This window comes from Nocardia sp. NPDC049149 (assembly GCF_043197455.1).
Taxonomy (GTDB): domain Bacteria; phylum Actinomycetota; class Actinomycetes; order Mycobacteriales; family Mycobacteriaceae; genus Nocardia.
Map to the genome: position 1 here is coordinate 160,810 of NZ_JBICTD010000005.1, position 23,264 is coordinate 184,073.

General features: G+C 65.3%; 27 protein-coding genes. 21 read left to right on the top strand and 6 right to left on the bottom strand.

What is annotated here, in order from left to right:
- Positions 1 to 39: 39 nt before the first annotated feature.
- The 5 genes from ACGFNJ_RS21025 to ACGFNJ_RS21045 form a co-directional block, all read right to left on the bottom strand.
- Positions 40 to 480, bottom strand: a complete 441-nt coding sequence (locus ACGFNJ_RS21025) for a hypothetical protein (RefSeq protein WP_393450529.1) — start codon at positions 478 to 480, stop codon at positions 40 to 42.
- Between the two features lie 94 nt (positions 481 to 574).
- Complete coding sequence (locus tag ACGFNJ_RS21030) at positions 575 to 781, bottom strand: hypothetical protein (protein ID WP_393450532.1); 207 nt, start codon at positions 779 to 781, stop codon at positions 575 to 577.
- A 160-nt stretch (positions 782 to 941) separates the two neighbouring features.
- Entirely contained in the window at positions 942 to 1,331 is a 390-nt protein-coding gene (locus tag ACGFNJ_RS21035; RefSeq protein WP_393450535.1) for a hypothetical protein, read from the bottom strand.
- 170 nt (positions 1,332 to 1,501) lie between these two features.
- Positions 1,502 to 2,203, bottom strand: a complete 702-nt coding sequence (locus tag ACGFNJ_RS21040; protein ID WP_393450538.1) for a DUF2786 domain-containing protein — start codon at positions 2,201 to 2,203, stop codon at positions 1,502 to 1,504.
- 90 nt (positions 2,204 to 2,293) lie between these two features.
- Positions 2,294 to 3,172, bottom strand: a complete 879-nt coding sequence (locus ACGFNJ_RS21045) for a hypothetical protein (protein ID WP_393450541.1) — start codon at positions 3,170 to 3,172, stop codon at positions 2,294 to 2,296.
- A 627-nt stretch (positions 3,173 to 3,799) separates the two neighbouring features.
- Here ACGFNJ_RS21045 and ACGFNJ_RS21050 point away from each other — a divergent pair.
- The 12 genes from ACGFNJ_RS21050 to ACGFNJ_RS21105 all read left to right on the top strand — a co-directional run bounded on the left by ACGFNJ_RS21050 (position 3,800) and on the right by ACGFNJ_RS21105 (position 12,272).
- Positions 3,800 to 4,510, top strand: a complete 711-nt coding sequence (locus tag ACGFNJ_RS21050) for a hypothetical protein (protein WP_393450544.1) — start codon at positions 3,800 to 3,802, stop codon at positions 4,508 to 4,510.
- Positions 4,497 to 4,883, top strand: a complete 387-nt coding sequence (locus tag ACGFNJ_RS21055) for a hypothetical protein (RefSeq protein WP_393450547.1) — start codon at positions 4,497 to 4,499, stop codon at positions 4,881 to 4,883. The genes ACGFNJ_RS21050 and ACGFNJ_RS21055 overlap by 14 nt, the downstream gene beginning before the upstream one ends.
- 336 nt (positions 4,884 to 5,219) lie before the next feature.
- Entirely contained in the window at positions 5,220 to 5,504 is a 285-nt protein-coding gene (locus ACGFNJ_RS21060) for a P27 family phage terminase small subunit (protein ID WP_393450550.1), read from the top strand.
- Positions 5,504 to 6,133 (top strand): helix-turn-helix domain-containing protein, encoded by a 630-nt coding sequence (locus ACGFNJ_RS21065; protein WP_393450553.1) that lies wholly within the window; start codon positions 5,504 to 5,506, stop codon positions 6,131 to 6,133. The genes ACGFNJ_RS21060 and ACGFNJ_RS21065 overlap by 1 nt, the downstream gene beginning before the upstream one ends.
- Positions 6,130 to 7,437 carry a PBSX family phage terminase large subunit gene (locus ACGFNJ_RS21070; protein WP_393450556.1) on the top strand — a complete coding sequence of 436 codons (1,308 nt, stop codon included), beginning with the start codon at positions 6,130 to 6,132 and terminating at the stop codon, positions 7,435 to 7,437. The genes ACGFNJ_RS21065 and ACGFNJ_RS21070 overlap by 4 nt, the downstream gene beginning before the upstream one ends.
- On the top strand, positions 7,427 to 9,001 hold the full coding sequence (locus ACGFNJ_RS21075) for a phage portal protein (protein WP_393450559.1): 1,575 nt from the start codon (positions 7,427 to 7,429) through the stop codon (positions 8,999 to 9,001). The genes ACGFNJ_RS21070 and ACGFNJ_RS21075 overlap by 11 nt, the downstream gene beginning before the upstream one ends.
- A gap of 83 nt (positions 9,002 to 9,084) precedes the next feature.
- Positions 9,085 to 9,789 (top strand): hypothetical protein, encoded by a 705-nt coding sequence (locus ACGFNJ_RS21080; RefSeq protein WP_393450562.1) that lies wholly within the window; start codon positions 9,085 to 9,087, stop codon positions 9,787 to 9,789.
- A gap of 9 nt (positions 9,790 to 9,798) precedes the next feature.
- Positions 9,799 to 10,839: a P22 phage major capsid protein family protein gene (locus ACGFNJ_RS21085; RefSeq protein ID WP_393450565.1), complete on the top strand. Its 1,041-nt coding sequence runs from the start codon at positions 9,799 to 9,801 to the stop codon at positions 10,837 to 10,839.
- The gene (locus tag ACGFNJ_RS21090) at positions 10,836 to 11,240 is read left to right on the top strand and encodes a hypothetical protein (protein ID WP_393450568.1); all 405 of its coding nucleotides are present in this window, start codon (positions 10,836 to 10,838) and stop codon (positions 11,238 to 11,240) included. Before ACGFNJ_RS21085 ends, ACGFNJ_RS21090 begins: the two co-directional genes overlap by 4 nt.
- Positions 11,240 to 11,596: a hypothetical protein gene (locus ACGFNJ_RS21095; RefSeq protein ID WP_393450571.1), complete on the top strand. Its 357-nt coding sequence runs from the start codon at positions 11,240 to 11,242 to the stop codon at positions 11,594 to 11,596. Before ACGFNJ_RS21090 ends, ACGFNJ_RS21095 begins: the two co-directional genes overlap by 1 nt.
- Positions 11,597 to 11,610: 14 nt before the next feature.
- Entirely contained in the window at positions 11,611 to 11,907 is a 297-nt protein-coding gene (locus ACGFNJ_RS21100; protein WP_393450574.1) for a hypothetical protein, read from the top strand.
- Positions 11,907 to 12,272: a hypothetical protein gene (locus tag ACGFNJ_RS21105; protein WP_393450577.1), complete on the top strand. Its 366-nt coding sequence runs from the start codon at positions 11,907 to 11,909 to the stop codon at positions 12,270 to 12,272. The genes ACGFNJ_RS21100 and ACGFNJ_RS21105 overlap by 1 nt, the downstream gene beginning before the upstream one ends.
- A 50-nt stretch (positions 12,273 to 12,322) precedes the next feature.
- Here ACGFNJ_RS21105 and ACGFNJ_RS21110 read toward each other — a convergent pair whose 3' ends face one another.
- Positions 12,323 to 13,039: a hypothetical protein gene (locus tag ACGFNJ_RS21110; protein WP_393450580.1), complete on the bottom strand. Its 717-nt coding sequence runs from the start codon at positions 13,037 to 13,039 to the stop codon at positions 12,323 to 12,325.
- Positions 13,040 to 13,391: 352 nt separating this feature from the next.
- Between ACGFNJ_RS21110 and ACGFNJ_RS21115 the strand changes: the two genes are divergently transcribed.
- From ACGFNJ_RS21115 to ACGFNJ_RS21155, 9 genes are all read left to right on the top strand, one after another.
- Positions 13,392 to 14,111: a hypothetical protein gene (locus tag ACGFNJ_RS21115; protein WP_393450583.1), complete on the top strand. Its 720-nt coding sequence runs from the start codon at positions 13,392 to 13,394 to the stop codon at positions 14,109 to 14,111.
- A complete protein-coding gene (locus ACGFNJ_RS21120) occupies positions 14,111 to 14,515 on the top strand; it encodes a hypothetical protein (protein WP_393450586.1) in 405 nt (134 codons plus the stop codon). Before ACGFNJ_RS21115 ends, ACGFNJ_RS21120 begins: the two co-directional genes overlap by 1 nt.
- A gap of 8 nt (positions 14,516 to 14,523) precedes the next feature.
- The gene (locus ACGFNJ_RS21125) at positions 14,524 to 14,967 is read left to right on the top strand and encodes a hypothetical protein (RefSeq protein WP_393450588.1); all 444 of its coding nucleotides are present in this window, start codon (positions 14,524 to 14,526) and stop codon (positions 14,965 to 14,967) included.
- A gap of 48 nt (positions 14,968 to 15,015) precedes the next feature.
- The gene (locus tag ACGFNJ_RS21130; protein WP_393450591.1) at positions 15,016 to 18,555 is read left to right on the top strand and encodes a hypothetical protein; all 3,540 of its coding nucleotides are present in this window, start codon (positions 15,016 to 15,018) and stop codon (positions 18,553 to 18,555) included.
- Positions 18,552 to 19,481, top strand: a complete 930-nt coding sequence (locus ACGFNJ_RS21135; protein WP_393450594.1) for a hypothetical protein — start codon at positions 18,552 to 18,554, stop codon at positions 19,479 to 19,481. Before ACGFNJ_RS21130 ends, ACGFNJ_RS21135 begins: the two co-directional genes overlap by 4 nt.
- Positions 19,466 to 21,022, top strand: coding sequence for a hypothetical protein (locus ACGFNJ_RS21140; RefSeq protein WP_393450596.1), 1,557 nt, complete (start codon positions 19,466 to 19,468; stop codon positions 21,020 to 21,022). The genes ACGFNJ_RS21135 and ACGFNJ_RS21140 overlap by 16 nt, the downstream gene beginning before the upstream one ends.
- Complete coding sequence (locus ACGFNJ_RS21145) at positions 20,967 to 21,233, top strand: hypothetical protein (RefSeq protein ID WP_393450598.1); 267 nt, start codon at positions 20,967 to 20,969, stop codon at positions 21,231 to 21,233. The genes ACGFNJ_RS21140 and ACGFNJ_RS21145 overlap by 56 nt, the downstream gene beginning before the upstream one ends.
- On the top strand, positions 21,230 to 21,826 hold the full coding sequence (locus ACGFNJ_RS21150; RefSeq protein ID WP_393450601.1) for a DUF2744 domain-containing protein: 597 nt from the start codon (positions 21,230 to 21,232) through the stop codon (positions 21,824 to 21,826). Before ACGFNJ_RS21145 ends, ACGFNJ_RS21150 begins: the two co-directional genes overlap by 4 nt.
- Before the next feature lie 70 nt (positions 21,827 to 21,896).
- Positions 21,897 to 23,261, top strand: a complete 1,365-nt coding sequence (locus ACGFNJ_RS21155) for a peptidoglycan DD-metalloendopeptidase family protein (RefSeq protein ID WP_393450604.1) — start codon at positions 21,897 to 21,899, stop codon at positions 23,259 to 23,261.
- Positions 23,262 to 23,264: the final 3 nt, after the last annotated feature.

Consider the following 23,264-nt stretch of genomic DNA (forward strand, 5'->3'; position numbering starts at 1 on the left):
TAGCAGGGTCGGCGCTCTCGTCTCACACGGTCATGCAGTTCAGCGTGCGGTGCGTACCCAGCTCGCTGGGCTCGCTGAGACCAGCTTGGTCAGCTCGGCAGCGGTGGCGGGCGTGAACGGCCCGCCACCGATTGGCTGATGTCCGGTCTTTCCGGCTTCCCAGCCACCCGGCGGGCGTTCCCAGATCGCGATCACGTCGTGCTTGTCCAAACGCGGGTACCCGTGCTTGGTGACCGGCGTACCGATCAGCACGACTCGCGGGTTTCCCCTGAGGACACCCGGTTGGATCCGGACCTCCCAGGACGCGATCATCAACGCCGAGAGCAGATCTCCGAAACCGAGGCGGTTCTCAGCCATCAGTTCGGTGACGATGGACAGGTGATCGTGACTGTGGCTGGGCCCGTTGCAGGACACGACCTCCCCACACCCGGCGCATCGCAGCTCGATGCTTTCCCGGCACGAGGTGGGTTGCTCACTCATTGCGTACTCCATATCTCTTCTGGGACACCTGCGATCGGTGCTCGCAGGTAGATGTGCGACGGCCGGATCACCGGCCGCCGACAAGGTTCGATCGCTATCCGGACACGTTGGTGGATCGCCATGCGCTAGGAGCCAGCCCGCCAGCGCTGAGCCACTGATCCAATTCGGTGAAGCCGTCGACGAACTCGGCGATCACGTCATGGGATTTGTCCGCGACATATATTTCGTCGAGTGGGTTTTCGCTGGTGCATTGCCTGACCAGCTCGCGCAAACACGCCAAGTGGTAATCGGGGTTCTTCATCACACTCCGTCTTCGATAGCGACAGCTCCGGCCACCACCGTCACGGTGATGGCCGGAGCTGCTTGATCTTGAGCTGATAACTGCCTGGTCGTGACCCCTGCCGGTGGTGCGTCGACCCGTGCTAGCGAGGTCGGCGCGCCACCGAGTGATCGCCCCCCAGTCAGTGCTCGATGTGCGCCCAGCGCGCCGGGGCATCGGTCACCATCGCGACGAGATCGGCGGGCGTCGCGGGCGTGAACAGCCCCCCACCGATTGCCTGGGAGCCGGTGCCGTGGCCTGCGACTTGCCAAGCGCCGGAGTGGTATTCCCACACCGCATTGATCTCCCGCTTGTCCAGGCGTGGTCGCCCGAACTCTGTGACCGGGGAACCCCACAGGGTGACCCGCGGGTTTCCATCCACGACGAGCTGGCAGACCGTGAAATCCCATCCTGCTATCGACATCGCGGTCAATAGGTGCGCGTAGCGCAGATCCTTGTCAGCGACCAGCTTTCTGATGATCCAGCCGGGGCAGTAGTCCCCTTTCGCGTGAGCGTCGTGGACGTCAGGCATGCATTCCTCATTCAACTTCGTGTACTCCATCTGATGTTGCCGATCGCCTGCGATGTTGTGTCGCAAGCGTTTTCACCGAACCGACCTGCCCTGCGAGAGAGCAGGTCGGCCGGGATACGGCAGGACAACTGTCCTGCCGTATCCCGGTTCGCGTTGGCTCCCTGCTGGTTTCAGGATTCGATGGCGCGATGCGTGTCGCCGACCCTGGACTGCCCGAGGTCGACACCGTGAGCGCTGCGGCTTCCCGCGGCCATCCCAGCCCGGTCACCCTGATTGGGCTTGAAGTCACGCGCATACGGATACAACGTGGCGTATGCCGCGTCGGTACGCCGCTTGTCCTTTGCGAACTCGGCTTCACGTCTGGTACCGCGCACCGCCTGCCGCTCGAAGTCGACGATCCGGGCCATCGCCTCACCGGCGAACCCGGTCATGTATCCGATGCGGTCACGGCGAACACCTGACCTGTCGAACGGATCTTCCGGCACTCGCTTACTCGCCGCGCCGATCATCTGCACCTCGATGATCGGATAGATCATCTTGACGCGATCGACGTGACAGCGAACGCCGACAATGTGCACTTCGTGGCCGACGATGATCGGCCGCGTGTGCAGCGCGAGGGCGACCGAGCCCAGCAACAGCATTCGCTGTTCCCGAAACGGTGCCTTCGTCGGTACCCGAATGCGGATCATCTGATCTTCTTCCGCGGTACGTCCACCGAAAATCCGTGGATCGTTGTCCAGCCCGTACTGGGCGATCAGCTCCCACGCCTTCTGGCGCTTGGCTGCCGACTCGTTCTCGTTGGAGTCATCGGTGGCGGCTTGCAGCATCGCCCGAACACGACGGACGACCTTGGCCTCTTGTTCCTTGTCCATGGATGGTTCTTTCTCTCCGAAACTGGAATAGGCTGTGAGCGAGCCGGTTCGAGGCAGCTAAGACCTGTCTCGAACCGGCTCACTGCGTGGTCACGCGGAAACGGGTTCCTTGGAGTTCGGCTCGGCGAGCACTTCCTCCTCGGCGACCTCGAGTTCTTCGGCCTCGCTGGGCTCCTCGTCGCCGCCGACGTCCTCGGTGCTACCGGGGTCCTCGGTGGTGTCGGGGTCTTCAGCAGGGGCCTCAGGTTCAGGCTCAGGGTCGGTTGCCGGTTCTGGCTCGTCCTGCGGTGCAGGTGTCGAACCCACCGGCAGCCCTTTGGATTCCGGGTCCAGCGGCGGCTTCGTCGCAGGCTGTGCCTGCTTCTTGGCCTTGCTGGTCGCGCGCTTCGGCTTGGCAGCTGGGGGCGCGTCGGGCTCGTCGATGTCGGCGAGCATCCACGCGGCCACGTTGTTGCCCACGTAGGTGGTCAACTGATCGGCCGTGCGGTTCTGGAATCCGGTCCCGTCGGCGCGGCTGTAGCCGCATTTCTCCGCGAGCTGTACCCATCCGTGTTCGGGGTGGTGTTCCCAGGTTGCGGTCACCATCTTGCGGTTGTTCAACGTGTTACCGGCCTCGTCGACGGGAATACCGATGACGATCACCGTGGCGCGGCCGTCGATGACCTTTTGCAGGGTCTGTGACTGCCAGCCACACAGGAACAACGCGCCCGTCAGGTTCGCGAAACCAGGATCGTCGTAGAGCAGTGAGCTTCCCTTGAACGGGTCGCCCTCCTCCGGCCCGAGCCGGGCACCGCACTTGGTGCAGAAGGGATTTGGCTTCTCCTTCTGCTCCTCGGTCGGCGGTGTCGACGGTGCGGGCTCCGGTGCCGGGTCAGCCTTCCTCGGACCCGCCTTGCTCGGCGTGCTCTTGGTCGGCGCGGCCTTGCGCTGGCTGGTGGTGCGCGTACGCGTGCTCTTGCGAGTGGACATGAATTCTCCCAGTTGAACATCTGCGACCCAGTGAATGGCCGCAGAAACGGAAAGACAGAAATCCTGTCTTGCATGAGTTCACACTGTGGAATTGTCAAATCGACATGCGGAGGTCACGCGAGCGGGTAAAACTGCGTGCGACTTCCCCCGTAATGTGGCATAGCTCCGCTGTCACCGGAATGCCGAATTCACCCAGAAAACTATATGAGTGAGCCGTACCAATAGGCTGATTGTTGGGGCGACCCTGCCGTTAGTCCAAGGCAGGTACCCAGTGGTGAATGGGAGCCTGTGAAAGCACTTCCAGAACCAAGTAATCCATACTCATTGCAGTAATGCAACCCCTGAATTCAAATGCCCTGGCAATGGCTTCTCAATGGCCTGTGGGGCTCTGGGATCACTTGGTTGACTCACCACTGCCCCAGGGGGATTCTGAGCCCTGAGAATGGCTCTCAGGGCTCAGGATGGGGCAATGGGGAAACTGTTTGGGTGCCCTCTAGCCTGCCCCCTGAGCCCTACCTGTAGGGGCTGCCTAGTGAAGATTGCACAGTGAGGATTACCCATGAAATCAGCACCACCCTGCTCAGATGCCGACCGCAGACCTGACCAACCCGTAACCGGGAGGTGCCGATGATCAGCCTGCCCGGATACCCCACCTCCACCCAGCTGCTCGACGGGCTGGCCGAGACCGGGAAACCGGTGATCCTCAACTTCTCCCGCGGCAAGGACTCGGTCGCGGTGTGGCTCGAGCTCGCCGCACGGGGGATCGAGGTGATCCCCATCCACAAGTCCATCGTCCCCGGCCTGGAGTTCATCCGCGCCGACCTCGACCGCTACGAGGACTTCTTCGGCACCCGCATCATCGACCTGCCAGCGGACGCGTTCTGGCGGATGTTATCCAACCTCGTGTTTCAGCCGCCGGAGCGGTGCGCGATCATCGAGGCCGCCGACCTGTGGGTGCCGACTCGCGAAGAATGGGACGAGCTGATGCGCGAGGCATTCGCGGCCCCGGACACCTGGATCCTCGATGGTGTACGCGCCGCTGATTCGGCTACCCGGATGCTGGCGATCAAGCGGTGGGGAGCGGTCAAGCACCGCACCCGGCGCCAGTCCCCGCTCTGGGATTGGGAGACCCGCGAGGTGTGGGCGCGGATCAAAACAGCGGGGCTCGAACCCAGCCCGGACTATCGGATGTTCAAACGCTCCATCGACGGCATCCGCTACGACTACCTCGGCCCGCTGCGCACCCACTATCCCGACGACTATCAGACGATTCTGAAATGGTTCCCACTCGCCGATCTAGAAATCTTCCGTGCGGAGGTCATGCATGCCGCTCCCTGACGAAGTCCTCGCCATCCTCAAATCCGGAAAATCCAAGGTAAAAGCGTCGCGTGAAGACATCGCCGAAGCATTACGCCGCCAGCCGCACCCCGACCCGCTCGCTGAGGTTCGCGACTCCTCCACCGGCGACCTGGAAGCCGACGTAAAAGCCGAACTCAACGCACTCGGAAAAGGGTTGTCCGGGGCAAGTAAGCAATGGGCCGAGAAGTTCGCGGCCATGAACGACTCGGAATTCTGGATCGCGGTCTGTTTCCGCTCCCGCGAACAGAAAGACGAATTCCTCCGCAAAGCGCAATTGATCGAGCTCGGGGACAAATACCTCGACGGCGAGAAGGTCGCCCGCATCCTCGGTATCGAACTCGACAACCAATAAGTCCGACCTGGACCCGTGAGCCCCGGCAGAGCCTCTGCCGGGGCTTTCGCATGTCCGTCACCCGTACGTGAGGAAAGGAGGACAACACAATGAATCGTTTCGCAGCAGCAGGGCGCCGCCTGGGCACCGTCATCCGCGCGGCCGGCGCCCGCGCCCGCAGCCGCATCGCCGGATCGCGTAGCGCCGCATCCACGTCCGGCTCCTAACCGACCGCCCGGTGGCCCCCACCTAGTCGAGGCCACCGGGCACCATCACCTGCTTCGAGAGGCACCAGCTGTCATGACCGCACCGGACTACCCGGTCGTCCCTCTTCGCCGAGCGACCCAGCCTGTCTCGGTGTCGGCGTGGAAAACCGATCCGCCGTCGTGGCTGACCGAGCAGGCCCGGCTGCTGTGGGAACAACTCGCACCCCACACCGAGCTCAATCCCGCCAACGTGGGCGAATTCGCCTGCTATGTCGAGGCATTGGCCGAGTTCCAGGAAGCCACTGTCATCCTCGGCGAGACCGGCCTGCTGGTCATCGACGCCGCCTCCGGCACTCCGGTACCGAATCCGATGAGCGCGGTTCGTGATCGCGCCGACCGCAAGATCGCCGCGTGGGCGGCCCGGTTCCGGCTCTGATGGCTCGACCGAAGAAGACCGACCCACCCCGACCGCAGGCCGCTGCGCGTGGTGGCGGATCCCGCCCCGGCAAGATCACCAGCGAGGATCAGCAGCGCATCATCGAGCTGCACGCGCAAGGCAAGGGCCGCAACGAGATCGCCGAACTGCTCGGCGTCACCCGCGCCACGATCACCTATTGGGCACGCAAACTCGAGCTGCGCTTCGATGAATCCCAAACCGCGGAAGCGACCGCCGCGCGCCTGGAACAGCTCAAACGCCGCCGCCTCGATCTCGCCGAGATGATCGAGGCCCAGATCCCGGCGTTGCATCAGCGGTTGTGGAGCCCGGTCACCACCTACGAACGTGGCCTGGACTCGATGATCCCGATCACCGTCCCGTTGCCGCCGCTGCGCGATGTCCGCGACGGCTACACCGCGCTATCTCTTGCCCTGCGCAGCTTCTCGGAGTTGCTGACCAGCCAAAGCAACGACACCGTCGCCGGTGATCGATCGATGCTCTCGGACCTGTTCGGCAAACTCAAAGCCGCCGTTGACGCCGACACCGCCGAGGCGGTCCACGGTGAAGCTGTCGCCGGCGAACTGGTCGACCAGGCGGAAGCGGACGACGAGCTGGAGCCGCCGCGGTGAGCGTGCTCGATGAACTACCGATCTCCCGCAAACAAGCGGTGTCGATCGTGCAAGCGGTGGCGCGCTGCAACATCTGGGAAGGCGCGATCCGCTCCGGCAAGACCATCGCCTCCATCCTGTGCTGGCTGATCTTCCTGTCCAACCCGCCCTCGGGCGGTCAGTTCGTGATGGTCGGCCGCACCCGAGAATCGCTGGCCCGCAACGTGATCGAACCCATGCGCGACCCTGCCCTATTCGGCCACCTCGCCGGACGAGTGTCCTACACCCTCGGTGCACCGACCGCGACGATCCTCGGCCGCCGCGTCTACATGCTCGGCGCGTCCGACGCCAAAGCCGAAATGTCGTTGCGCGGGCTGACGGTGGCTGGGGCCTACGTCGATGAGATCACCGTCATCCGCCCGGACTTCTTCCGCCAGCTGCTCGGGCGCATGAGCCTCGACGACGCGCGGCTGTTCGGTTCCACCAACCCCGACAATCCCGTGCACTGGCTCAAACGGGAGTTCCTCGACCGCATCGGCAAACTCGATACTGACGGGGAGCCGCTGTTACCGGACTGGCGGACATGGCATTTCGAGCTCGACGATAACCCCGCCCTGTCGGAGAAACGGAAGCTTCAGTACAAGCGGGAGTACTCCGGATTGTGGTATCGCCGCTTCATCCTGGGGCATTGGGTCGCTGCCGACGGCAGCGTGTTCGACTCCTGGGCCGAGCACCTGATGGTCGACTGGGCCGCGTTGCCGCTGATGCGGCAGTTGATCGCGGTCGGCATCGACTACGGCACCACCAACCCCACCCACGCCATCCTGTTGGGCCTCGGCGTCGACGGGATCCTCTACGCCGTGGACGAATACCGCTACGAGCCCTCCACGATGAGCCAGCGCAAGACCGACGCCGAGCTGTCCACCGACCTGTGCGCCTGGCTCAACCAACCCCACCTCCCGGATCTGCGCCAAGCCCGGATGCGCGCCGAGCACATCATCGCCGACCCTTCTGCAGCGTCGCTGCGGGTGCAGCTGCACTCCGACGGCGTCGAGACCGCGGCCGCCGACAACGACGTCCTCTACGGGCTGCGCGTGCTGACGATGCTGTTCGCCCGCAACCTGCTTCGCATCTCCACTCGCTGCCCGGCACTGCTGCTCGAGATCCCCGGCTACTCCTGGTCGACCACCGCCACCGAAGAAGGCGAGGACGCACCCATCAAAGTCAACGACCACGGCATCGACGCCCTCCGGTATGCGCTCATCACCACCGAACGCCTCTGGCGACCGGTGATCGGATTCGATGAGGTGCCCGATGCTGCCTGACACCGACATCGCCTGGCCGCCACCACCATTCGACCGCGCCCAGAAAGCCATGAAGGTCTGGGATGCCTGGTACGCCGGAGACACCGACCGCCTCGCCGACATCTACCAGCGCTATCCGGCATACCGGCCCGCCCAGTTCTCCGGCGGTCTCGTCGGCCGCATCGCCCGCTTCTTCTGGGGACGACCGAATCCCCAAGCCACCAAACGCCTCCACATCCCCCTCGCCGCCGACCTGGCACGGGGCTCCTCGGCGCTGCTGTTCTCCCAACCCCCGCGGTTTGTCATCGGCGAAGACGATGCACGCGGAGACCGCAAACCCGCTCAAGCCCGCCTTGAGCTGTTGCTCGGCGGGGCAGACACCGCCGCCATCCTCCTGGAGGCCGGCGAGCTCGCCTCCGCGTTGGGCGGGGTGTATCTGCGGGCCTGGTGGGATCGCTCGATCAGCGACCACGTCAACTTCGCCACCATGGCCGCCGACTGCGCCATCCCACGCTGGCGATACGGCCGACTAGCTGGTGTCACGTTCTGGCAAGTCGTCGCCGAGGACACCACCAACGGCGAAGTCTGGCGGCACCTCGAATACCACGCACCCGGCAGGATCCACCACGGCCTCTACCGAGGCGGACACGACCAGCTCGGACAGCGCCGCCAGCTCATCGAACACCCCGACACCGCCTGGGCCGCACCGCTGGTCGATTCGACCGCCGCCATCGCCACCGGCATCGACACCCTCACCGCCCGCTACGTGCCCAACGTGCGCCCCCACCGGGGCTGGCGCCACACACCCGGCCTGGCCCAGCTGGGGCGCTCGGATCTCGACGGCCAGGAACCACTCCTGGACGCTCTCGATGAGACCTGGTCGGCGTGGATGCGCGATATCGACCACGGCCGCAGTCGATTGTTCGTCGACAAGCAGCTCACCCACACCCGCGGCCCAGGTGCGGGCGCGACCTTCGATTCCGAACAGGCGATCTTCACCCCGCTGCCCGGAGCGAGCCTGGGCAGCCTCAAAGACGGTGCGCCACCGATCGTTCCGCAGCAGTTCGCCATCCGCTGGCAAGAACACAGCGAAACCGCCACCGAGATCACCGAACTCATCCTGCGCGGCGCGGGCCTGTCGGCCTCCACCTTCGGTGACCCCCGCACCGCTGGACTGGTCACCGCCACCGAGGTCAACTCCCGCGACAAACTCTCCGAAACCACCCGCGACCAGAAAATCAACTACTGGAAAGCCGAGCTCGCGCCGTTCGCGCGCACCCTCACCGAACTCGACCGGATCCACTTCGGCAGCCGGATCGAGCTCAAAGCCAACCCCGAAGTGCGCTGGCCCGTTCGTGCCCAGCTCCCGCCGCTCGAGACCGCCCAAAGGCTCGCCGCACTCAAGACCGTGGACCTAATCTCGCTGGAACAGGCTGTGCGAGAACGCAACCCGAACTGGTCCGGCGACGACGTCAACGACGAAGTCGCGCGCATCCTGCGTGAAGTCGAACAACGGACCCGTATGCAGGCCCTCCAACCTCGGCTGTCCGGCAACACCGCAGTCCACGACCAATTCGCGCACTGACCGCGAAAAACAACTAGCCCGAAACCCATTGGGCCATAGCTGTTTCAGAACCACTCGTCATCTAACCCCGGAGGAAGCAACCCATGTCCGACGACCCCACCTCACCCGCTGAGACCGCAGAACCGCCTACCGAACCGGCTCAGCCTCCGGCCGCCGCCGTACCCACCCCGACGCCACCCGCGCCAGCATCGGCATCGGCATCGGCATCGGCATCGGCATCGGCATCGGAGGAAGCCGAGGCGCAGGACCCGGTCCAGCTGGGAGCGGTGATCGCCGAGCTGCGACGGGACCTGGAAAGCGCACGCACCGACGCCTCGGCCGCCCTCGACCAAGCAGCCCAGCAAGCACGCGACGCAATGGTGCAGGAGATCGGACGCGCTCTGGGCCTGGTCGCCGACGAGAACGCCGATCCCGAGCAGGTCATCGCCGAACTCACCGACCGCGCCAGCACCTCAGATCGCAGACTGCGCGACTACCGGATCAAAGATGCCATCGCCGCGGCCGCCGACACCCACCGTGGCGACAACAAGCTACTCGTGCCGTACCTGCGTGGGCTCGGTGCCCTCGACGAACTCGACCCGGACGCAACCGATTTCACCACCCGAGTCGACGCCCTGGTCGCTGACGCCATCACCACGAACCCGAAACTCGCCCACACCCCACCGGTCGAACGCTCCGGCGGGGAGTTCAGCGCAGGCAACTCCACCCCACCTGCACCCGCCGTCGAGGACGACATCGAGGCCATCCGCCGCAAAGTCCGCGACTCGATCGCCGACTCGCGCACCTAGGAGACCACCGTGCCCAACACCTTCCTCACCCCCGACGTCCTCGCACGCCGCAGTCTGGCCAACCTCTACGAGCTCACCGTCATGCTCCCGCTGGTCTATCGGGACATCTCCAGCGACTTCGGCCCGCAGAAGGTCGGCAACACCGTCAACGTCAAACGACCGCCACGGTTCGTGGCCACCGAGTTCGACCGCGCCCGCGGGATCGTCATCCAAGACACCACCGAATCCAAGATCCCGGTCGTGCTCGACACCATCGCCGACGTCTCGGTCGAAGTCACCTCCGAAGAACTCACCCTCGACATCGAGAACTTCGACGAGCAGATCCTGCGCCCCGCCATGGAAGCCATCTCCCAGAAGGTCGACCGCGACCTGCTCTCGCTGCGTGCCCAGGTCACCCAGCACTGCGGAGCCGAACCGATGGAGGCCGGCACAGGCCGACTGTGGGAGAACCCGGAAAACCTCATCGAGGCTGGTCGCCAGCTCGACATCCAAAACGTCCCCGCGCCGGGACGACGCGCGGTGGTCGGCCCGACCACCAAGGCCCGCTGGCTCGGCAAGCCGCTGCTGCTGCACGCGGACAAGAGCGACTCCACCGCAGCGCTGCGGCAAGGTTCGATCGGACAGCAGCTCGTCGGGTTCGACACCTTCTGGAGCCAGAACGTCGGCCAGCCGCCACTGACTCCTGTGCCCGGCCAGCCGAGCACCGAAGTCGGAGTCGCCTTCCACTCCACCGCCTTCGCCTTCGCATCGGCTCCGATGGAACTGCCGCCCGGCGCCGAGGTCTTCACCGTCCAGTACAAGGGCCTGTCGATGCGTGTCGCCATGGACTACGACATCCGCCACAAGACCACCGTCATCTCCGTCGACACCCTCTACGGCGTCAAATGCCTCGACCCCAACCGCGCCGTCCTGCTCAAAGGCCCCGACGCCACCGCTGCCCCCACATCAGCACCCGACGCCGGAACGGGTGCGTCCGCGGAAACTGCGACCACGACCAGCAAGCGCACCGCATCCAAGGACGCGACCAAGACAGGAGCTGCCCCCGCGTGATGCTCGTCTACGCAAAGCCCGCCGACCTCACCAATCGTCTGGACCCGATCCCGCCCAACGCCGTCGCGCTGATCGAGGCCGCCTCTAGCAGGGTCCGCGACATCACCAGCAACGACCTCTACGACATCACCCCGCCGGGACTACCCGCCGACGACGACCTTCGCGACGCGCTCCGCGAGGCCACCTGTCTCCAGGTCATTGCCTGGGCCGAGGCCGGAATCGACCCCGCCACCGGCGGGCTGAAAGCCGAGATCGCCAGCCAGAGCGCCGACGGCGGATCGGTCTCCTACAACCGGCCGGATCCGGCCGTACTACGCCGGGCATCCGAATACCTCTGCCACGAAGCCGTTCTCGTGCTCCGCAACGCAGGACTGGCCAGCGGACGACCACTCATCTGCTGATGGACACACCCAACTACCCGCACGGAATGATGATCGAGATCTACCGCGAAGGCGAACCCGACGCCTACGGCGACCTCCGCGACGCAGACGGCCAGCTGCTCGACCGCTACGCCCACCTCAGCCACATCATCGGCCCGTGCGCGATCTCCTGGACCACCAGCGAAGAATACATCGACGGCGAAACCATCACCGTCGCAGCACAAGTCACCGCACCCGTCGGCTCAGACGTACAGGCTGCCGACCGAGCCAAAATCGCCGGAGACCCATTCCGGATCGTCGGCGCGATCCTCGACCCGAAGAATTCCATCACCGGTTGGTCGCCAGGCAGGCGCTTCCGCCTCGCTCGAGGCTTCTAAACGCAGGAGAAGCTATGGACTTCGACCCGAGCGGCAACGAACTCGAACTTGCTGTTGATATCGGCGAAGACACCCGCCGGATGCTGCAACAGATCGTCGAACTCGGCGCGGACTACTGGCGCACCCGATCCCACCACCGCACCGGACACAACGCCACTTCCGTCATCGGCTACGTCGATCCCGGCCAGGGCCATCAGTTCGGCGTCGTCTACGCCTACAGTCGTTACGCCCGCTACCGGGAAGAAGGCACCCGAAACAACGCTGCTGAGCACGTCATGGGCGATTTCATACACCTGATCGAGGGCATGTGATGCCCGCATATCCGAACGTGCACGAGATCCTCATCGCCATGCTCACCCCGATCGCCACCACGGTGAAGGCCAAGCGGCCAGACCAGCGCCTGCCTTACAACGTGGTCCGCCGCATCGGCGGTGCCGAGGACAACTACACTGACCGACCGATTGTCCGGGTCGACACCTACGCCCACACCGACGAACAGGCCGAAATGATCAAAGAAGCCTGCCGCCAGCGTATTACCGACTCCGGGTGCACTCTCGTCACAGGTGTCCTCATCGACACCGCCCGTGAGATCACCGGCGGCCAAGACGCCCCGGCCCCCGACCCTACCGACCGGAAGCAAACAGCGGTGTATCAGCTGTCGTTTCGTGCGCTGTAGCGAGAAGATGAAGTGGATGTGGTTCCGGCAACGGATAGTGAGGGCGGTACCTAGTCAGGTTCACTATCAACGGAGTGAACGATCCGCAGCAGACGTCGTCGGCGCTCATTGGCTTCCTCTTCCGAGATCGTGCTGAATTGGACTTGGCCAGCAACCTCGGGTGACACGTTCTCGATCGACCGCAACAGTTTGGCTGCCTCCGCTGACTCGGTTGCGAGCAGGATGAGCTGTCGGATGGTCTCGCTCTGCTGGGACATGGCCTCGTGCTCCAGATTGACAATGCGAAGCCCCCGCTCCACCTTGAACGAAGATGCACGAACGATGAAGTCCAAGATGAAGTTCGCCTTGCTCAACGCCTGCCAGACGGCCCAGACAAGTGCGCCATTGCCTGCGATCGTTGGCGCGACGCTCACCACCTCTTCCCACGGGTTGACCGTAAGACTGCTGGAGACGTCGACATATGTCAGCGGCCTCCGCTTGTCCTCCAGCCGGTAAAACACCTCGCTGACGACATCGACAATGTGGGTCCTGGTCTCTCCTGTCCCTCGTCGCAGGAATGCGCCTATGGCGTCGTCCGCTTGCGTCAACTCCTCGATGGTGTCGATCACCTCATGGACCTCGAGCTGAGGGCGCTGCACAAAGCGAGCGCGGGGTGGCACCGTTGAGACCTCGAAGTCGACTAAGTCCAGAAGCAATGAGCGGACAGCGTGCTGCGTGTTGGTGACTTGTCGAAGGCTGACCCTCGTGCCGAAGTCGACACGAACCATGAGCGCACCTGTAGGTGGCGTCAAGTCTTTGCGAGCAGCACGGCGCCACGTGACGCGTTGATCCGCTGAGGCGGTCGGATCCGCTGATTCAGCGTCTGCCTGGTCGTCTGTTGAGCGAGCCCCCGGATCAGTCACGGCTGCATCGTAGTACGAAGCCCTGCTGCGCAGCAGGATTCCGGTTCTCTAATCGATCCGCACAATGCCTCCAGTATTTCGCCGCCACTAGGGCGGGATAGCCACGCGCATCGCGGCACGGCACATCACAACAACCAGGCCAGCACCTAACACCGACTACCCACCTCCGTTCGGCACGAACGGAGGTGGGACGGGTCGGTTGGAGAGGAACGACACGATGGCAGTAGCCACATTCGAGCAGATCGTCAGCGCGAACAAAGATCTGCTGCTCAAACCGCTCAAGGGCGCGGTCCTGGTCGCACCGATGACAGTCGATGTGCCGATCAAGTTCACTGCGGGCAAGGACGCGAAATTCCAGTCCCTGGACGGGTATTCGTCGCTGGGGTTGATCGACAAGGCCGGTGGACCGCAGTTCCGGCCCGAGCAGCAGCTCTCGGAGACCGAGAGCTGGGGCTGGCTCGAACCGACTCGTTCCGACATCGTCAAACGCGACATGAGTGTCGGTTTCACCGCACAGGAGTTCAAACGTGCGGTGCTGGAACTTGTTTCGGGACGCAGCCTGGCCGACGTGCAGGCCGACGCGGTGACCAAGGAGCTGTCGTGGAACGAGCCCGTCTCTCCGGACACCATCCACTACCGCGTGATCTTCTTGTTCGTCGATGGCGCCGGTGACCGGGAGAAGTGGGTGCTGCGGATCATGCCGCGCGCCTCGGTGACCGAAGTCGGTCAGCAGCAGTGGAATTCGGAGAACATCGCGTCCTGGCCGATCACGGTCAAGGCGACCGTGGACGACAAGCTCGGCTACTCGATGCGCAATGTCCTGTGCGGTCCCGGCGTCGGAAACCTGGTCATCCCGATGGGCTTCACCGTCGCCACACCAACACCGCCAGCAGTAGCCGATAGCGACACCACCGGCACTCCGAAGAAGGTGGCGTAATGCCGAACTCCTCCAAGCGCCGCAAACCACGTCGCCGCAACCCCGACGCCCCGACGCCACAGAAGTCGACATGGCTTCAGATGCGCGACGAAGCACGTGCGAGCAGGAAGCAGAAACGCAAGCGCCCCTACATGTTCGACGGCACCACCCCACCCACGCCGATCCATGAACCCGACACCGTGTGGCAGGTACTGACCCTTGCGGCACTGCTCGACGGCCAGGACATGCCCGCCGGCCGAATCCGGGAGTTGTTCGAGGCCATGTGCGGTGACGGATTCGAGGCGGTGTGGGCCGTGATCAGGGCCGAGCCGGTGGAGGTGTTGTGGCCGTTGTTCGATGCCATCAACCGTCACTTCAGCTCGCTGCCCGACCCGGAGCAGGCAGGTGAGCTGCCGGGGGGCTAACTGGCCTCGTGCTGCTCATCGAGGACTTCGGCGAGCACATCGAGGCCGACCTGTTCACCCGCGGCTGGGACCTGCTCGACTACATGCGCGGCGAACGCCCCTGGACCCAGCTGATCCGGCTGCTACGGCGGCAACCCATGTGGTCGCACTACCAGGCCGCGCTGCTGATGGACCCCGAGCTCGGCGAGCTCCGTGCCGCCGACCCAGAGCCCGAAGACGCTGAGCCGCAGCTACTTTCGCCGCTGCATTACGACCTCCCGGCACTGCTGGCGTTGCGGCATATCGACGTCACCAAGGAACTCATCCGCGTCGTCGCGTCAGTGTTCGGCGACAGCCCTGCTGCGCCGTTGCCGCCCGAGCCGCGTCCGATGACCGCCGAAGCGCACGCGCGTGCCCGCGCCGACCGTGACCAAGTGCTCGATGTCCTTTCGCGGCTGGGGGTCCAACTGTAGAACGGCGGTGAACCGGTGGCGCAGCCGTACTCGGCCGGTTCGGCCCGCATGACCGTTGTACCGCAGCTGGCGCGCGACTTCGTCGACCGGTTGCGGGGGCAGTTGCTGCGGATCCGGGAGAACCTCTCGGTGCGGATCGTGCCGAACCTGGGGGAGTTCGCGACCGAGCTACGCACCCGGTTAGCCCGGTTGCGCAACTTCACGGTGCGCGTGCGGCCGGTCCCGGACCTCGATGGGTTCGCGGCCCGGTTCAACGCGGCGCTGGCGCCGTTTCGTGGCCGGGTGATCCATGTGCGGATCGAGATCGACAACTCCCAGTTGCTGTTGCTGTTGCAGCTGCTGGCGCAATTGAATCGGGCTGGTGGTCCGGCAGGGATGTCGATGGGGCGGCTCGGGTCGGTGATGAGCCTGGCCTCGGTCGCCGCCGGAGTGTTGAAAGCAGCACTGATGGGCCTGGTCCTCGGGTCGCTGTTCCCGCTGGTCGCGGTCGCCGCCCAGGCAGCCGGGACTATAGGGTTGCTGCCCGCGGCCGCCGCCGCGGCTGCCGCGGGGATCGCGACGGTCGCGGTCGGTGTGTCCGGGGTCTCCGACGCCTTCGCGGCGGCCAAACAGATGTCGGAGACCGCAGGCAAAGACGCCGAAACCCGTTCCCGCGCTATCGCTTCGGCCCAGCGCGGTGAGCAGCAGGCCACCCGCGCTGTCGCCACCGCCCGCGCCGACCTCAACCGCGCCTACGCCGACGCGACGAAACGGTTGCGCGACCTCGAGCTCCAAGCGCGTGGCGCGGCATTGAACGAGAGCGACGCACTGGTTTCGATCGCCGAGGCCAAACGCGATCTGGCACAACTGCAATCGACCGACCCGCTGGAATACGTGCGCGCCAACCAGCGCGTCGCCGAGGCCGAGCAGCAATTGCTCGAGGTGCGAGCACGCCGCGCCGACATCGACGAACAAGCAGCCGACGCCCACGCCAAAGGCATCAACGATGCTGATGAAGTCGTCGCCGCCCGCGAACACCTCGCCGACGCCGAAACCCAGCTCGCCGACGCCCGCACCGCCTTGGCCGACGCGAGTGCCCAAATGTCGCCTGCGGTCGAGGCATTCGAGCGGGCCATGGCCAAACTCTCGCCTGCGGCTCAGGATTTCGTCACCAAGATCCGCGGACTCGGCACAGAGTGGACCAGCTTCCGCATGGCCGTGCAGCAGCCACTGTTCAACGGTCTCGGCGACTCGGTCGTGCGCCTAGCCGATGCCCAATTGGAGCGTGTGCGTGAGGGATTAGCCGGTATCGCGACCGAGATCAACGCCGGTGTCCGCCGCGTTCTCGATGACCTGGCGACCCCGGCAACCGGGGACAAGCTCGAGAAGATCTTCACCAACGCCCAAGCCGCCATCGGCCCGCTGATCGACGGCGTCAACGACCTCGTGCAGGGTCTGCTGAGCTTGGCCGGGGTCGGTTCGGAATTCCTGCCAGATGCGAGCCGCTCGTTCGCTGACACCATGGCCAGCTTCCGGGCCTGGGCCGAAAGCCCGGACGGCCAACAGAAATTCCGGGACTTCCTCACCGACTCCCTCGACGCTCTCGACCGGATCTGGGAGCTCGCCAAGTCCATCGGCAAAGCCCTGGCCGGGCTGATCACCACCGCCGAACCGTCGGGTGAGTCGATGCTCGAGTCACTGGTGCGCAACCTCGACCGATTCTCGACCTGGCTGAACTCACCCGAGGGCCGCCAAGCGATGAAGGACTTCTGGGAAGACGTCCGCACCACCGTCACCAACCTCGCCAACCTCGTGGTGTGGATCGGACAAGCGGCCGAGAAGATCTACGAGTTCCTGGATGCGATCCGAGACATCACAGGTATCAACATCTTTCAGGGCGCGCTGTTCACCCTGATCGACAACCTCGAGAAGATCCCCGAGAAGTTCGACAAAATCCGCGAATGGCTCGAGGAGCGGCTACCCGGCTCACTGGTCGGGGCGGCGCTGAGCCTGACCGGGTTCGGAGACTCCCTCGACACCCTGCACGCACGGGTGTCGAGCATCGTGTCCGGGATCGGCGAAGCCTGGGACGGGCTGCGCGAGCGCACGGCCGCGCCGATCAACTGGGTCATCGAGCACGTCGTCAACGGCGGATTCCGTGCAGCCTGGAACGCCATCCGCACCGTCGTACCCGTGCTCACCGAATGGGCCGGTGAGGTTTCCCTCATCCCCATCACGCGCCGCGCTACTGGCGGTCCGGCAAGCGAAGGCCCCGTCGTTGGTCCTGGTTCGCGGACCTCGGATTCGGTGCCTGCGTTGTTGTCGCGTGATGAGCACGTCTGGACCGGCGCCGAAGTCGACGCGGTCGGCGGGCACGCCGCGATGCTGCGGCTACGCCGCTCCGCCCTCGCGGGGCAGCTGCCCCGCTTCCGCGACGGCGGCGGGCTGTTCGGATCGGTCACCGACTGGATCGGTGACCGCTTCGCCTCAGCCACCGCGGGAGTACGCGCGAAGCTCGCGGAGCTGTTTCTCGACCCGATACAGGCACTGGTCGACACCGTGCCCGATTTCGGTGGCGGTGTCGGAGAACTACCCCGTGCGACGCTGGCCCAAGTCACCGATTCCGCCGCCGAGCTCATCGCCGGCCGGACCGCGGGCATGCGCGCCGGAGCCGATACCCGCGCCGCGCTCCCGCCCGGTGAGGGAGTGCAGCGGTGGCGGGCGATGGCCATCGAGGCCCTCAAACGCGTGGGCTTCGACCCCGCCCAGGTCGACATCATGCTGTCCCAGATCGAGTCGGAGTCCGGCGGAGACCCGGACATCGCGCAGCAGATCGTCGACGTCAACGGCACCGGAGAAGCCGCAGGCGTGGGTTTGTTGCAGATCATTCCGGGAACCTTTGCCGCACACCATGATCCGGATCTTCCCTTCGATCGGCGTGACCCGTTCGCCAACATGGTCGCGGCGTTGCGCTACTACAAATCCCGCTACGGGCTGGACTTGTCGCAGATGTGGGGCCACGGGCACGGTTATGACTCCGGCGGGATGTGGGAGCCGGGGACTCTCGGTTGGAACACCTCCGGCAAGCCCGAAGCCGTGCTCACCCACGATGAGTGGCGATGGTTGCGTGAACTCATCGACTCACGCGTCCCGCTCGTGCCCGGCCAGCAGAAACCGGGCTTGGATGATCCCGCCCGCAAGGGGCTGGGTTTGGATACCTGGGACAGCCTCGGGCAGCGGGCGACCGAGTCATTTACCAAGGCGGGCAAGGAATTCCTCGGCGGCCAGCTCGATGACGCCCTGTCGGTGGTCGGTGCCCCGAACCCGTTGAACTCCGAACGCGTGCGAGCGCTTCAGGACTATCAGCGCTCCTATGAGGTGTTCGAGGCCACCAAAGCCGCACGCGCGGCAGGGACCGCGGACTACCAGTCGCTGATGAATCAGGTCGCGCCACCACCGGCGCCCACCGTCACCTCGCCAGCGGGGCCGATGTCGCACACCGACAACTCGACCCACATCACCGTCCAAACCCGAGACGTCGACGAAGGCTACCGCCGCGCCCAGCAAATCGCGGACCTACGCGCACTCCAATACACCGCGAGGGGGTGAAACCACTGCTGGTGCACCCGGATTCGGTCACTGTCGAGGTCTTCGGCGTCGATGACTCGCATTGGATCATCAACGGCCCCAACGCCGATCGCGATGTGATCACCTTGGCCACCAGCCCGAAAGGGATCGGGGACGCTCCGGTCACCACCAGCTACAAGTCCTCGGTCTACCAGCGCGGCGCGACCTACCAGGGCAAACGCTATCTCAAACGCGACATCACCTTCGCCGTCACCATCCACGGCAGCGACGAAGAGGAATGGGAGCTGCGGGATTCAGGGTGGCGCAACGCCTGGGACTACGAACTCGATCAGTGGGATCCCGATGCGACGCTGACGAAGTTGCAGATCAGCACCGACCGCTCCACCCGCTGGCTGTGGCTGGCGTTGGATCGCAGCATCGAGTTCGAGTCCGAACGCGACCCCCACTTGCTGCGCAAATCGGTTGTGCCGATGGCAGTCACGGCCGCGCAGCCGATGTGGGAAGAACCCATGAAGGTGACTTCGTGGGAGAGCGGGCAGGGATCAGGTGAAGGGTTCATCGAGGTCTCCAACCCCACCGATCTCGAGATGGCCCAGAAATGGGTGCTCACCCGCGGACGCTGGCGGATCCCGGACCTGTCGTGGATCGGCAAGAAGTACCGGCGCACCCCCGGCGGGCGGTTCGGGAACCGGATGATCACCTTGCCGATGCTCGGTGACCGTGAAGGCGGAGCCCGCATCGACTTGGACCCGGACAAGCTCTACGTACGAGACCTGGGCGGCACCAACCTGATCGGCCGATTGGGCGGGCTGCATTTCATGCACCGTATTCCGCCGCGCACCCCGCCGACGCTGCTGCCGATCAGCGTCACCGACGCCCCGGCCGGCGGCGCGCGGGCCGAGCTACGTCAGCCGCGGTTATGGACAAGGGCGTGGGGTCTGCGGTGAGCGTCGATCTCGACTCGCTGAGCCTGGCGCAGCAGTGCGAGGCGATCTGGGACGCCACCCTTGCTGCAGAACGTGCCGACGACCTCGATCGGCTCGCTCAACCACTGGTGCGGCTCTGGGATGGACACTGGCGACTGGCCGGGATCATCTGCTCGGAATACCGCGCCGAGTTCACCTGGGTCGACAACGACACCGGCACCGCCTTGGTCGAGATCCCGCTGTCCGACCCGCTGGCGCGGTGGGTATGGCGCACCCGCGCACGCATCGAAGCCGGTGAAGGCCGCAACATCCACATCACCTGCGACAGACCCGACGGCACACGATGGTCCGGGCATCTGCACGATCACTCGATCGAGCGCCGCGCCGACGGCAGCCAGGTACTCACGCTGCGGTTCGTGCACGATTTTCAGCACCTGAAGGCATATCTGATCTGGTCGAACCCGTTCTTCGGCCCGGACGTCCAGATACCTCGCACCTTCGGCCCGATCCCCGGTCCGGCGCGGTGGGCGCTGAAACTACCGCTGCTGCTCAACATCATGCGCGAGCAGATGCAGCAACACGGCTGGCACCTGCCCGACGATCCGCTCGACCCCGCCTCCTGGCTCGGCGCGGTCGGGCTGGACATGTCGGACTGGTCGGTAGTCGTCGTCCCGACCAGCTTCGCCGAAGACCTGACCGCCGGAACCCTCTGGGCAGTACCGCATTCCAGGTTCAAGTACTGGTTCGACATGGCCCGCGACATCCTCGAAGACGCCGAACTGTCGGTGCGGTGCCGTCGCTGGCTCGAAGGCGACCCGCCACCGTGGCCGGGCGCGCCCCGGCTGCGTCACGGGGTGCTCGTCGTCGACATCGTGAATTCTTCGGGCTTCTACAGCGACACCTCCAGCGGCGGAAACCCTTTCGACGGTCTGGCCCGCACGGTAGCCCGCTTCTCCGAGGACTTCATCGACACCATCGTCGAACCGATCGTCGATCCGGTCACCCCTGCCGACTACCTGATTCCTGGTCGTCGGCGTACCGATGTCACCACACCGTTCGTGGTGTATTTCGACAGTCCCGAGACCGGTATCGAAACCTCTAAATTCACCGAGACCGCTGCTACCGCAGTGCAAGTCGTGACCGGAGGGCAATCGATGCCGGGGGTCGCGGGTGCCCCACTCCCATACGGGGGTGGGGCACCCGCGATCCGACCCCGCCGACGAGGGTCTGTCAGCCGCCATACAGATGGCCGGCGATCTCCTGGCCGCCGCCATCGTCCTGCCGCCCGTTGGGGGCGCCACCGACGCTTTGTTGCGCCCTTTGTACCAAGGGACGTTGCTGGCCTGGCATGCGGTGAAATCCAATGCCCGAGAACAGAACTCGGGCTGGTCGAGACTGTTCGAGTACCTGGCAGGCTCGCCGGGGCGTGCCTACACGATCGCGGCAATGATGGCCCTGCGCAAGGGCTTTCACGATACGAGAGCGTGGTTCTCCCACGAGATCACCGTGCGCTCCGGCGCGCCCTTCGTCATCGGCGAAGGCGGGCACTGGTTCATCGGTGACCGCATCGGAGCCACCGCTCCCGGTGATGACACCTACACCATCCGCGTCGACCGCGTCCGCGAGCTCACCCTGGCCTGGGACCGTGACCAATTTCCCGAATGGCGGCCAGTCATCGGCGATCCCACCGGCAACAAGGACCGCGGACAACGCACCCTCGACATGGTCTCCGACCTCGTCTCCGGCGTGCACGAACTGGGGGTGATGGCATGAGCCCGGACGGCCAGTTTCCCATCCGCGACAACTGCGACCCCACCGACCCCGAGGAAGCGTTCCTGTGGATGCTCGTCGGGCTCCCGGGGCTCAAGGGCGCACCGCTGCTGTTGCCGGTCCAGCACCTGCGCGCGGTCTCGCGCCGGTTGTGGGACTGCGGGGCGCGCCCGGTCGAGCAACCAGTCATCAAGTACCGGCCACCACGCGCCGGTGACCCGCACTGGCTCCTCTCGCCGGGCACCTGGGCCGACATCGATGACCCCGACCCCGAAGAGGTCTTCGACGTCCGGCAATTCGTGGCCGAACTTCCGCTACGCCAACGCCAGCAACTCGCCGCCGCCCTCGGGTTGACCGGCACCGTCGCAGATGAGGCACCACCGGAGCCGATGCTGCCGGTCACCCGCCCGGTGACCACCGAAGCCTCCGCATCGAATGATGCACCGCCACAGTTCGACCCGACCAGGCGCGGCGTCAAAGCCGTGCTGGCCTACCTGCGCAACGCCGAGCCCGAGGAACGCGAACGGGTGCTGGCCATCGAGCGCCACTTCGGCAAAGCCCGCCCGGCGATCCTGTCGCGCTACCAGCGCGCCTGATCGAAACCAGCTTCGAGAGAAAGGGTTTCGTATGCCCGCACGTTACTGGCCGCTGCCTCAAGGTCATGTGGTGACCTCACCGTTCGGGCCACGCGAGGACGGCTGGCATTTCGGGGTCGACTTCGGCTGGCCCGGCGGCTCGGCCGGGCTTGCGGTCTACGCCTGCCAGGGTGGCACCGTCGTGCGCGCTGGTCCGGCACGAGGATTCGGCCAGTGGGTGGTGATCGACCATCCCGACGCCGACGGGTCAGGCACCACCGTCTACGGCCATGTCCGCCCGAATGTCGTTCCGGGACAGCGGGTCGAGGCCGGGCAGGCGATCGCGGTGATCGAACCCGACCGTGCCCGCAACGGGGGCGTCGCCCCGCATGTGCACCTCGAATGGCACCGCAGCGTACTCAGCCCGCCCGGCCCCGATGTCCTCGACCCGCTGCCGCAGCTCGACGGCGCGGCTTACCCCTGCACGGAAGGAGATGTATTGACCGAGTTCGGCATCGACATCAGCAACCACCAAGGCGAGTTCGACTTCGCCCGCGCGGCCGCCGAAGGCATGACCTATGCGACCCATAAGATCTGCGAAGGCACCTGGCAAGACCCCCAATGGTCGCGAGCACGCGAGCAGATGCCCGCCCACTTCCAGTACTGGGGCGGCTACGTCTACTGCCGCCTGGGCACCCACCCCGACGCCGAGGCCGACGCCTTGGCCAGCTACGCCGACACGACCATACCTATCCAGATCGACTACGAAGACCTCACCGGCACAGCATCTTTGGCTGACCTGCTCGCGCGCGTCGATGCCATCACTGCCCGCGGATTCGCGTTGCTGCCGATCTATCTGCCCCGCTGGTACTGGCGTGACAACATGGGCTCCCCGGACCTGTCCGGGCTGCCGGTACCGATCTGGAACAGCCACTACGTCACCGGTATCTCCACTCCCGCCCGGCTCTATCCCGGCGATGCCTATCCCGGCTGGAACCCGATGGGCGGCAAGGACATCGCCATCCTCCAGTTTTCCTCCACCGCCGCGATCGGCGGAGAACTCGTCGATGTCAACGCCATCCGCGGCGGCCGCGCTCAACTCGACCGCTTGTTCAGAAAGAAACCCGATATGCAGCTCACCGACATCGTCATCAACAAGGACGGCAACCCCGTCACCCTCGCCGACCTGCTGGCCTCGCTCGACATGCACGCCTCCTGGGTCGTGGACCAGCTCGCCGGCCCCGACTCCCGTCGCCAGCCCGGCCCCGGCCTGGACCCCACCGGCTGGCCCCAGCTCGACGGCAAGTCCGTGGTCGACTCGGTCGCGTCCGCGCACGACAAGATCGACGCCGTCACCACCACGCTGGGCCTGGTGCAGGACAAGATCCAGGTCATCCTCGAATCCCTCGACGCCGACTCCTACGTCGGCCGTCACCGTGCCCAGAAGCCGGAGTAGGCG

What these genes read in the sequence shown, in the direction of transcription:
- ACGFNJ_RS21080 (WP_393450562.1), top strand. Translation starts at nt 9,085, where the DNA reads ATGTCCGACGACCCCACCTCACCCGCTGAGACCGCAGAACCGCCTACC.
- ACGFNJ_RS21130 (WP_393450591.1), top strand. Translation starts at nt 15,016, where the DNA reads ATGACCGTTGTACCGCAGCTGGCGCGCGACTTCGTCGACCGGTTGCGG.
- ACGFNJ_RS21050 (WP_393450544.1), top strand. Translation starts at nt 3,800, where the DNA reads ATGATCAGCCTGCCCGGATACCCCACCTCCACCCAGCTGCTCGACGGG.
- ACGFNJ_RS21120 (WP_393450586.1), top strand. Translation starts at nt 14,111, where the DNA reads ATGCCGAACTCCTCCAAGCGCCGCAAACCACGTCGCCGCAACCCCGAC.
- ACGFNJ_RS21075 (WP_393450559.1), top strand. Translation starts at nt 7,427, where the DNA reads ATGCTGCCTGACACCGACATCGCCTGGCCGCCACCACCATTCGACCGC.
- ACGFNJ_RS21030 (WP_393450532.1), bottom strand. Translation starts at nt 781, where the DNA reads ATGAAGAACCCCGATTACCACTTGGCGTGTTTGCGCGAGCTGGTCAGG.
- ACGFNJ_RS21025 (WP_393450529.1), bottom strand. Translation starts at nt 480, where the DNA reads ATGAGTGAGCAACCCACCTCGTGCCGGGAAAGCATCGAGCTGCGATGC.
- ACGFNJ_RS21110 (WP_393450580.1), bottom strand. Translation starts at nt 13,039, where the DNA reads ATGGTTCGTGTCGACTTCGGCACGAGGGTCAGCCTTCGACAAGTCACC.
- ACGFNJ_RS21095 (WP_393450571.1), top strand. Translation starts at nt 11,240, where the DNA reads ATGGACACACCCAACTACCCGCACGGAATGATGATCGAGATCTACCGC.
- ACGFNJ_RS21105 (WP_393450577.1), top strand. Translation starts at nt 11,907, where the DNA reads ATGCCCGCATATCCGAACGTGCACGAGATCCTCATCGCCATGCTCACC.
- ACGFNJ_RS21055 (WP_393450547.1), top strand. Translation starts at nt 4,497, where the DNA reads ATGCCGCTCCCTGACGAAGTCCTCGCCATCCTCAAATCCGGAAAATCC.
- ACGFNJ_RS21040 (WP_393450538.1), bottom strand. Translation starts at nt 2,203, where the DNA reads ATGGACAAGGAACAAGAGGCCAAGGTCGTCCGTCGTGTTCGGGCGATG.
- ACGFNJ_RS21150 (WP_393450601.1), top strand. Translation starts at nt 21,230, where the DNA reads ATGAGCCCGGACGGCCAGTTTCCCATCCGCGACAACTGCGACCCCACC.
- ACGFNJ_RS21035 (WP_393450535.1), bottom strand. Translation starts at nt 1,331, where the DNA reads ATGCCTGACGTCCACGACGCTCACGCGAAAGGGGACTACTGCCCCGGC.
- ACGFNJ_RS21115 (WP_393450583.1), top strand. Translation starts at nt 13,392, where the DNA reads ATGGCAGTAGCCACATTCGAGCAGATCGTCAGCGCGAACAAAGATCTG.
- ACGFNJ_RS21100 (WP_393450574.1), top strand. Translation starts at nt 11,611, where the DNA reads ATGGACTTCGACCCGAGCGGCAACGAACTCGAACTTGCTGTTGATATC.
- ACGFNJ_RS21065 (WP_393450553.1), top strand. Translation starts at nt 5,504, where the DNA reads ATGGCTCGACCGAAGAAGACCGACCCACCCCGACCGCAGGCCGCTGCG.
- ACGFNJ_RS21045 (WP_393450541.1), bottom strand. Translation starts at nt 3,172, where the DNA reads ATGTCCACTCGCAAGAGCACGCGTACGCGCACCACCAGCCAGCGCAAG.